Source organism: Blautia sp. ZXY-1-C6 (assembly GCF_056339875.1).
On the sequence record NZ_JBWJVQ010000259.1, the window covers coordinates 1 to 10,323 of the forward strand.

7 protein-coding genes and 1 pseudogene are annotated in these 10,323 nt (G+C 39.3%); 6 read left to right on the forward strand and 2 right to left on the reverse strand.

Annotated features, from left to right (window positions below; translation table 11 throughout):
• Positions 1-172 precede the first annotated feature (172 nt).
• The 6 genes and pseudogenes from AC075J_RS16805 to AC075J_RS16830 all read left to right on the forward strand — a co-directional run bounded on the left by AC075J_RS16805 (position 173) and on the right by AC075J_RS16830 (position 8,587).
• Positions 173-781, forward strand: a complete 609-nt coding sequence (locus tag AC075J_RS16805; RefSeq protein ID WP_055060104.1) for a hypothetical protein — start codon at positions 173-175, stop codon at positions 779-781.
• Positions 782-934: 153 nt separating this feature from the next.
• Positions 935-1,300: pseudogene (gene tnpA, locus AC075J_RS16810) on the forward strand (IS200/IS605 family transposase); the annotation flags it as partial.
• A 70-nt stretch (positions 1,301-1,370) separates the two neighbouring features.
• Entirely contained in the window at positions 1,371-2,699 is a 1,329-nt protein-coding gene (locus AC075J_RS16815) for an IS200/IS605 family accessory protein TnpB-related protein (protein ID WP_118575811.1), read from the forward strand.
• Between the two features lie 155 nt (positions 2,700-2,854).
• Positions 2,855-3,214: a hypothetical protein gene (locus tag AC075J_RS16820; RefSeq protein ID WP_055060810.1), complete on the forward strand. Its 360-nt coding sequence runs from the start codon at positions 2,855-2,857 to the stop codon at positions 3,212-3,214.
• Positions 3,215-3,521: 307 nt separating this feature from the next.
• Positions 3,522-7,436: a hypothetical protein gene (locus AC075J_RS16825; protein ID WP_118614732.1), complete on the forward strand. Its 3,915-nt coding sequence runs from the start codon at positions 3,522-3,524 to the stop codon at positions 7,434-7,436.
• 194 nt (positions 7,437-7,630) lie between these two features.
• On the forward strand, positions 7,631-8,587 hold the full coding sequence (locus AC075J_RS16830; RefSeq protein ID WP_044956342.1) for a PD-(D/E)XK nuclease family transposase: 957 nt from the start codon (positions 7,631-7,633) through the stop codon (positions 8,585-8,587).
• A gap of 245 nt (positions 8,588-8,832) precedes the next feature.
• Here the strand turns inward: AC075J_RS16830 and AC075J_RS16835 are convergent, their stop codons facing one another.
• On the reverse strand, positions 8,833-10,161 hold the full coding sequence (locus AC075J_RS16835; protein ID WP_476390524.1) for an IS200/IS605 family accessory protein TnpB-related protein: 1,329 nt from the start codon (positions 10,159-10,161) through the stop codon (positions 8,833-8,835).
• Positions 10,162-10,191: 30 nt separating this feature from the next.
• Positions 10,192-10,323, reverse strand: a 132-nt coding sequence (locus AC075J_RS16840; protein ID WP_476390525.1) for a transposase, incomplete at its 5' end; no start/stop codon positions are given.

The following is a 10,323-nucleotide window of genomic DNA, read 5'->3' on the forward strand; positions in this document are numbered from 1 at the left end:
GTTACAATAGAAAATACAAAACAGAGTGCAAAGAGGGTGATCGAAAACAAAAACACTTTGCACAAAAGATAAAATTTCATAGATGCGAAGCATCTGGAAATAAGAATACGTCCGAAAACATAATCAAAATACAAAAGCGAACGATAACTAACAGCCAGGAAAGGTGTATCAGATGGCAAATAACACCATATTTGATAATGTTTTCAGAACAATGCTGGAGAAAATGCCAGAGCTTGTAGTGCCGCTGATCAACGAGGTATTTGGCACAAATTATCCCGCAGATATAGCAGTTGAGCAGCAGAGAAACGAACACCAGACAAAGAACGGAGAAAAGATTACAGATTCCCGGTTAAAAATAGCAGACAAGATCTATCATATAGAATGTCAGAGCACCGGAGATGCAGAAATGGTAATCCGAATGATAGAATATGATTTTGCTGTCAGTCTGGAAACAAAGCAGATTGAGAATGGACGGTACAAAATATATTTTCCTCATTCCTGTGTATTATATTTACGTGGAAAAGGCAGAAAAGATACTCTTGGAATGGATATTATCATGCCGGATGGGCGGGTAATAAAATATGAGTTGCCGGCTATTTACATAGAAAGATATACACAGGATGTAATCTTTCAGAAGAAACTACTCTTTTTCCTGCCATTTTATGTGATGAGATATGAAAAAAGCAGAGAAGATATAGAGAAAGATCCAGAAAAACTTCAGAAATTGCTGGATGAATATGTGACAATATCCAGAAGACTGGAAGAAAGTCTGCTTGAATAACTGCGTGTCGCATTCTCGTTACTTTCAGTGATGAGTTAGACGCGCAAATTTTTTTACTAAACAACAGAACAAATGTTTACATAAACCAATACATATGGTACAATATTTATATGGAAAAAGATATATTTAATATAGATAAAAACAAACTTTCATATGGTAGGGGGATATGTCTATTCCTTGCAGTATCATCTTGTCTGGTGTACAAAATACAGAAAAAAGGTTTTAAAAAACGGAATCGATACAGAATGCAAAGAAATGTTACAGAATCTTGCAGAAGAATATAAATTTCAGATTCTGGCAATGGAGGTGATGCCGGATCATATCCATCTGCTTGTGGACTGTAAACCTCAGTTTTATATTTCAGATATGATCAAGATCATGAAAGGAAATCTTGCACGCCAGATGTTTCTTGCGTATCCGGAGTTAAAAAAGGAACTGTGGGGTGGGCATCTGTGGAATCCGTCTTACTGTGCCATAACGGTCAGTGACAGGAGCAGAGACCAGGTGCTTGCCTACATACATCGAAGGACAAAAGGAAAAAGAAAAGAAAAAAGCCTGACAGAAGAAATGATTTGTTGGAGGAAAAGAGATGCAGACCGTATCCAGCTATGGCGTAGAATTACGAAAACAGAATATCCCAGTCCGCCAGACACTGGAAATCTACCGGTCTGCGGTCTATTACCTGACAGAAATATATGAGCAGGTGTGGGAAGAACTGGCAGAGATACCGGATGCCAAAAGGCGGTTTAATGCTGCAGAGCATCTGGTGCATACTACAAAAAAGAATCCTGCACGCTTTGATTTTGATCTTCGCTTTCCGAAGATGCCGTCCTACCTGAGGCGAGCCGCAATCCAGCATGCATTGGGAAGTGTATCTTCTTACGAAACACGGATGGACCTGTGGGAAAAGTCAGGAGAACAAGCAGGGAAACCCAGACTGGCGTATGAGAATCATGCCATGCCTGTTTTTTATCGTGATGTCATGTACAGAGAGGAAAAAGAAGGAAAAGACGAAGCATACCTGAAACTGTATGATGGTCATGACTGGAAATGGTTTTGTGTGCGTTTAAATCACACAGATATGGAATATCTGCGCAGGAACTGGTCGGGGAAAAAGGCATCAGCCCCGACACTGGAGAAAAGGCACCATAAATATTTCCTGCGTTTTTCTTATACGGAAGAAGTGACACTTACGAAGACACCGGTAAAAGAACAGATCATCTGTAGTGTGGACTTGGGAATCAATACCGATGCGGTCTGTACCATTATGCGGGCAGACGGAACTGTCCTGGGGAGAAAATTTATCAATCATCCCAGTGAAAAAGACCGGATGTACCGAACACTGGGCCGAATCCGAAGATTCCAGAGGGAACACAGCTCTGCGCAGTCACGGGGAAGATGGGCATATACGAAACGCCTGAACATAGAGCTGGGAAGAAAAATTGCAGGAGCGATCGTAAAAAATGCAGAAGAGAACCATGCAGATGTGATCGTATTCGAGTATCTGGAAATGCAGGGAAAGATATCCGGAAAGAAAAAACAGAAACTGCATCTGTGGAGAAAACGGGATATCCAGAAACGCTGTGAGCATCAGGCACACAGAAAAGGAATGCGGGTATCCAGAGTCTGCGCATGGAATACGAGCAGGCTTGCATACGATGGCTCCGGAAGTGTGTCCCGTGACCCGAAAAATCACAGTCTTTGTGTATTCCAGACAGGAAAAAGATATAGCTGTGACCTGTCGGCATCGTATAATATCGGAGCAAGATATTTTATCAGAGAACTTTTAAAACCCCTTCCGGTAACGGAAAGGTCTTTGCTGGAGGCAAAAGTCCCTTCGGTAAAGCGTAGAACCTCATGTGTTTATGCAGATCTGAAAGAACTTCATTTACAAATGGAAATCTTAAAGGCAGCATAAATGCAGGCAGATATACAGCGGACTACCTGCAATGTGGGAACCTGCCATATCTGGCATGGAAAAATGCGCATAACTGCGCTGGCCTAAGTTACAGGCGTATCCGCCGATATTTAGTCTGACGCCTAAAGCGTCTGGAAGCACGCGACTTCAGTCGTGTGAGGATAAAGTTTTTAATTCACAACGGAAAAGAAGCACTGCATCGTTACCTTGTGGAAGTAATCATAAAAATTGCAGACTACATTTTCTCAGATTCAGAAAAAACAAAGAAGGGAGTTGACCGAGCCATGGGCGGAGAAGTATTAGAGCTGAAAACAGATAAGCTGATAAATGAAATAAGGCAAGACGTGAAAGAAGAAGTGAAAGCGGAAGTGAAAGAAGAAGTGAAAACAGAGACGAAAGAAAAAATAGTAATCTGTATGCTGAAAAGAGGCAAAAGTACATTGGAAGAAATCGCTGCAGATACACAGATGCCGATTGAGCAGGTTGAAAGAATAAAAAAAGAACAACAGTTATAAAATGAGAAAATGGCAGAGAATTATAGAGGGTTCTCTGCCATTTGACCATACAGGGGTTGATACATCATCTTGTGATTAGAACGAACAACTCACCACATTTGTAACAAATTATAGATTTTTAGCATGAAAAATCAAGGAAAATAAATGCTTTTGAAGTGTATGAAATTTAAAAAAATCGTAAAATTCTTGAGCATTACCCTTGACAAAAAGTGGTGAAAGCACTATTATTAACCATAACAGACAGATTATGTCTAGGAATCTTTACCCAAAAAGAAATAGTTATATTAAGGAAAGGGGAACTATAATCATGACAAAGATTAAAAACACAAAGAAGGGCATGGCAAAAAAGACATTAAGTATGTCACTTGTTGTTGCAATGCTTGCTACTTCTAATGTGCCGGTATGGGCTGCTGAGTTCAGCGATGGTTCTGACGTTGCTGTAACATCTGACGCAGAAGCTTCAGTTGCTGAAACATTCTCTGATGACGTGACAGAAACTCCGGTTGTAGAAGATACTACGGACAATACTGCTGTAGCTACTGCTGCAGAAGTATCTAGCGATTCATTCAGTGTGACTCCAGAATTTACTGATAACGCAAATAATGCTATTAAAGATAATGCTGTAACATGGGGAACAACTGTTAAAGCTAAATTCAAAGTAACCGCTAAAGATAATAAAGCCATTGATTCAAATATTAAATTTCATTATGCTTGGAAAGTAAATGGAACTGCTGATTCAGCCACTGATATCGAAACACCTACAAATGAGCAGACGGTAACACGCGCTACTGTAGCAGCTGAAGCAGGAAAGACACTTACATTGTTTGTATATGCTACAGATTCTAATGATAATAACAGAACTGTATGGTCTTACACTTCAGAAGGTATTGCTGTAAAAGCAATTGATGTATCTCAGGTATATCTTAGCGCATCTGTTGATGGAACACATACCTATAATGGAAAGCCTCAGGAAATAGCTAGTTCCGATATTACATTAACATTAAACGATGGAAAACAAACACATGAAACAGTAAAAGCAAATGCTGCAACAGTGGGCGCTAACTTTAAAGTAGTTCAGTCTGGTGATCATACAAATGCAACTAAAAAAGCAACTGTTACTTTAGTTCCACAGGCAGATGGATATACAGGACAGATTTCTACAACATATGAAATTGAGCCAAAAACATTAGATGGTACTAACGACAAGCTCATTTCTGAACATATGGAAGCAACTTTATTAACATCTGCTTTCACTTATACCGGAAAAGTTATTCGTGTAAAAAAAGATGATATTAAACTAATTGATAAAGAGACAAAAGAAGATTTATCAAACTATATTTATGCAGATAAAGATGGATATGTATCTATTTCTGCAGGAAACGCCAATAATTTAGCAACAAATGTTGACGATGTCGCTTATGCACGTATTAATCTGATTATCGGTACTCCGGAAACTGGTAAATTTAAAAATTACAATATTACTGCTGAAGGAGACAACCATAGAACAATCGAAACAACAAATACTTTCAAAGTAACCAGTAGAGATTTATCAGACGTTAATGTTTCTATAAAAGCCAAAACATATAACGATAAGAAGAAAGTAACCATTGACAAAAATGATATTACATTTACTGATAAAAATGGTAATACTTTAGACCTGTACAAGGATGTTGTTATTACTGTACCGGATAATGCAACAGACATTGGTAGTTACAAAGTAACAATCACTCCAAAAGAACTTAATAAAAATGTTACGGGAACAACTACTGCGGACTTCAATATTGTAGGAACTGATATTTCCGGTGGTACATTTGCAAACGAAAAAAATGGTAAACTTGACAATAAAGAATATACGGGAGAACAGATTGTCATTACAAAAGATGACTTAGGTACTCTTACAATTGGCGGAAAGGCAGTTTCCCCGACCTTATATGAATTAGTAAATGGTACTAATACGAACGTAGAAGATGGCGGTTATGTAATCGTTAAAGGTCTTGGCGATTATGCTGGAAGTGAAAAGAAAATCACATTTGCAATTAATCCTGCCGTAATTTCTGAGGTCAAAGTTACAAATGAGAAGGTTGAAAAGCTGGATACTACAGATTTCTCTGATTATAAAGATTCTATGAAACTTGTAGTAAAAGCTAAAAATGGTGCAAAACCAGCTAAAGAATTTACTCTTGTAGAAGGAAAAGATTACAAAGTTAAATACGAATGCAAAGAAGGAAATATAATTGGTAAAGATGTTACTGCGACAGTAGAAATTACAAATAAAAACTTCATTAATAAAAACGTAACACTGAGTGATACATCTACATTAACTGCAAAAACAATCAAGTCAGAAAACATTAAATTAAAAGAAACAAACTTCACTTATACCGGAAAAGCTGTTGAACCGAAATTTGATGTTGTAATTGATGGAAAAGTAATTAATCCTCAGTATTATACAGCAACTTATAGCAATAATCTGAATGCAGGAACAGCAACATTAACAGTTAAAGGCGATGGAACACATTACAGTGACGTCGAAGCAAAAATAACTTATGAAATCAAACCTGCAAATGCAGCAGACTTAAAAGCAGTTATTGGAAGTAAAGAATACACTGGTTACAGTATTGAAGTTTCTGCCAGTGATATTGACTTGACCTTAAAAGGAAATCCTATTGATGTAGCAAGCAACTTTACATTAACATCTGGAGAGAATATCCAGATTGGTGAGGGTACTGTTACATTAACACCTAAAAACGGAAACTTTACAGGTACCTTAACAGCAACATTCCAGATTTCAGGTGAAATGTTGAATGAGGGTGGAAAATTTACTTTCTATGACGAAAATGGTATAAAAGTTGCTTCTCCATCCTTTACTTATAATGGTAAAGAACATCAGTATACAAAAACTACATTTACATACATTGATTCTAATAAAAAATTAACAGAAGGCCAGGATTATGAGATTAAATATGTAGATAATGTATATGGAAAAGAAGGAAAATACACTAGTGAATTCCCTAAAGCTCAGTATGTAGCTGTAATTGCTGTTGCCAAAGGAAAATATGCAAGCAGCAAAACTAATGATTATGGTTTAAAAGATGGCATTTATACTGATGCTGAAGGCAATAAGATCACAAATGTTATGGCAGTAACATACATTAAGCTTAATCAGCTGTCTGTTGTAAAGAGCAATGTTTCTGTTTCTAACGGTGTTTATGCCGGTGGTCTGCCTGTAAAACCAGTTGTAAATGTTGTGGTAAATGGTGTTACTTTAAAAGAAGGCCAGGACTATGATTTAGATGTAAGTTCAAACACCGACGTTGCAAACGCTACTATCTCTAACAGCTTGGACGTTACTGTTAAGCCTAAAAACGGTTATACAACTTCAGCTCCAGATGATCTTAAATTCAAATGGGGAATTGATAAATTCAATCTTGCAAACGCAAATGTAACTGTAGATGGTGACAAAGTTACTGTTAAATGCGGTCGTGTTGATGTTGAAACATCTGAATATACTGTAGAAAAGAAAGACGGTAAAGTTACTGTAACAGCTAAGAAAGACAGTAAGAACTACACTGGTTCTAAGACTGTAGATGCAGCAACACAGGATCAGAAACCAGCTGCTCCAATGATCAGCAGCGTTAAAGTTGTTGGCAACAAAGCAACTGCTATCCTTTCCGGTGATTCCGAAGGTGCTGCAGGTTACGACTATGTAATCTCTACAGACCGCGACTGCATCACAAACAAAGACTACGATTCCATAAACAAGAATCAGGTTCAGACTTCTACTACATTCAAATATGTACAGCAGGGAACCTACTACGCATACTGCCACGCTTGGAAACGTGACGAGAACGGTAAGAAGGTATTCAGCGACTGGTCTAACGCATATCCATTCGTTGTATCCGCAATCACACCGGACGCTCCAGTTATCACAAACGTTAAAGTAAGCGGATCTACTATCAAAGTAACATACAAAGCAGCTGCAAACGCAACTGGTTACGATGTAGTACTGGGAACTGGCTCCAAGAAAGAAAACGGTGAGACACGTCCATACAACTATGGCGCTCACAAGAAACTGAACCTCAAAGAAGGTACAGTAACAGCAACATTCAAGAACGTACCAAAGGGAACATGGGTAGTTGGAATGCATGCATTCAACAGAACATCTGAAGACGGAAAGAAAGTCTTCAGCCCATGGTCAAACCTGAAAAAGGCTACTGTTAAATAATCCATTTGGGTAAATAATACAGATTCCTAAAAAGAAAACCCCAGTCATTTTGACTGGGGTCTTTCTTTGTCAAAACTTATCCTGCGATTGTCGAAAAATTTTTCTGGTAAATAAATATCTGCTCTGATAAAATATAAGTACAAAATATGTGACAGGAGGTGACATCCATAATACGTCAAACGAATCTGGCACAAATGATAGACCTTGCCGCAGATCGTGCAAGATATGATGAATGTGCCAAGAAACTATTAACCTATAAGGCAGTCATTGCCTGGATCCTCAAATCCTGTACAAAAGAATTTTCCCAATATAGTGTCAATTTTATCTGTGATAACTGCCTGAAAGAAAATATCGAAATTTCCAGTCGGGCAGTACATCAGGACCATCCTGACCGCAGTAAATTACTGGATGGAAACGAACAAATAGACTGCCTTAATTCCGAAGCAAATGCTATCAAAGACCAGACTGTATATTATGATATTCGTTTTAAGGCATATATTCCGAACACCGAAGAACCCGTACAGCTGATCATCAATTTGGAAATCCAGTTAAATGACACACCGGGGTATCCATTAGTTACAAGAGGATTTTATTATTGTGCAAGAATGATTTCCGAGCAGTATGGAACTATTTTTACTGGTGAACATTATGAAAAGCTTCAGAAAGTCTACAGTATTTGGATCTGCCCGGATCCGGCGAAAAAACGTAGAAATGGAATCTTCAGATACCATACAGTACAGGATACAGTATTGGGAAAGCCTTATGAAACTCTTGGCAGTTATGACCTTATGGAAGTTGTTATCGTAAATTTAGGTGATGCAGATAAAGAGAGTGATCTGGAGATCCTTGATCTGCTGAATACACTCTTCTCTCTTTCTACATCCTCTGAGACAAAGAAAAAACGTCTTCAGAAAGATTTTGGCATCGCCATGACAGAAGAATTTGAAAGTGAGGTGCAGGATATGTGTAATCTGGGAAAAGCACTTGTTGAACAAGGCATTGAGCAAGGTGTAGAAAAGAAAAATCTATCTCTTGCAAAAATGATGATCAAAGATAAAGAATCTCTCGATAAGATTGAAAAATATACTGGTTTTTCTGCCGATAAGTTAAAAGAGATTGCAGCATCTATCGGAACAAACCTTACTGCTTAGAATACGTCTCCTATGGCAGCTATACATAATAAGACAATAGAAAAATTTGGTACTTAAAATAGAGCTGTGAATTAAAAACTTTATCCTCACACGACTGAAGTCGCGTGCTTCCAGACGCTTTAGGCGTCAGACTAAATATCGGCGGATACGCCTGTAACTTAGGCCAGCGCAGTTATGCGCATTTTTCCATGCCAGATATGGCAGGTTCCCACATTGCAGGTAGTCCGCTGTATATCTGCCTGCATTTATGCTGCCTTTAAGATTTCCATTTGTAAATGAAGTTCTTTCAGATCTGCATAAACACATGAGGTTCTACGCTTTACCGAAGGGACTTTTGCCTCCAGCAAAGACCTTTCCGTTACCGGAAGGGGTTTTAAAAGTTCTCTAATAAAATATCTTGCTCCGATATTATACGATGCCGACAGGTCACAGTTATATCTTTTTCCTGTCTGGAATACACAAAGACTGTGATTTTTCGGGTCACGGGACACACTTCCGGAGCCATCGTATGCAAGACTGCTCGTATTCCATGCGCTGACTCTGGATACCCGCATTCCTTTTCTGTGTGCCTGATGCTCACAGCGTTTCTGGATATCCCGTTTTCTCCACAGATGCAGTTTCTGTTTTTTCTTTCCGGATATCTTTCCCTGCATTTCCAGATACTCGAATACGATCACATCTGCATGGTTCTCTTCTGCATTTTTTACGATCGCTCCTGCAATTTTTCTTCCCAGCTCTATGTTCAGGCGTTTCGTATATGCCCATCTTCCCCGTGACTGCGCAGAGCTGTGTTCCCTCTGGAATCTTCGGATTCGGCCCAGTGTTCGGTACATCCGGTCTTTTTCACTGGGATGATTGATAAATTTTCTCCCCAGGACAGTTCCGTCTGCCCGCATAATGGTACAGACCGCATCGGTATTGATTCCCAAGTCCACACTACAGATGATCTGTTCTTTTACCGGTGTCTTCGTAAGTGTCACTTCTTCCGTATAAGAAAAACGCAGGAAATATTTATGGTGCCTTTTCTCCAGTGTCGGGGCTGATGCCTTTTTCCCCGACCAGTTCCTGCGCAGATATTCCATATCTGTGTGATTTAAACGCACACAAAACCATTTCCAGTCATGACCATCATACAGTTTCAGGTATGCTTCGTCTTTTCCTTCTTTTTCCTCTCTGTACATGACATCACGATAAAAAACAGGCATGGCATGATTCTCATACGCCAGTCTGGGTTTCCCTGCTTGTTCTCCTGACTTTTCCCACAGGTCCATCCGTGTTTCGTAAGAAGATACACTTCCCAATGCATGCTGGATTGCGGCTCGCCTCAGGTAGGACGGCATCTTCGGAAAGCGAAGATCAAAATCAAAGCGTGCAGGATTCTTTTTTGTAGTATGCACCAGATGCTCTGCAGCATTAAACCGCCTTTTGGCATCCGGTATCTCTGCCAGTTCTTCCCACACCTGCTCATATATTTCTGTCAGGTAATAGACCGCAGACCGGTAGATTTCCAGTGTCTGGCGGACTGGGATATTCTGTTTTCGTAATTCTACGCCATAGCTGGATACGGTCTGCATCTCTTTTCCTCCAACAAATCATTTCTTCTGTCAGGCTTTTTTCTTTTCTTTTTCCTTTTGTCCTTCGATGTAGGCAAGCACCTGGTCTCTGCTCCTGTCACTGACCGTTATGGCACAGTAAGACGGATTCCACAGATGCCCACCCCACAGTTCCTTTTTTAA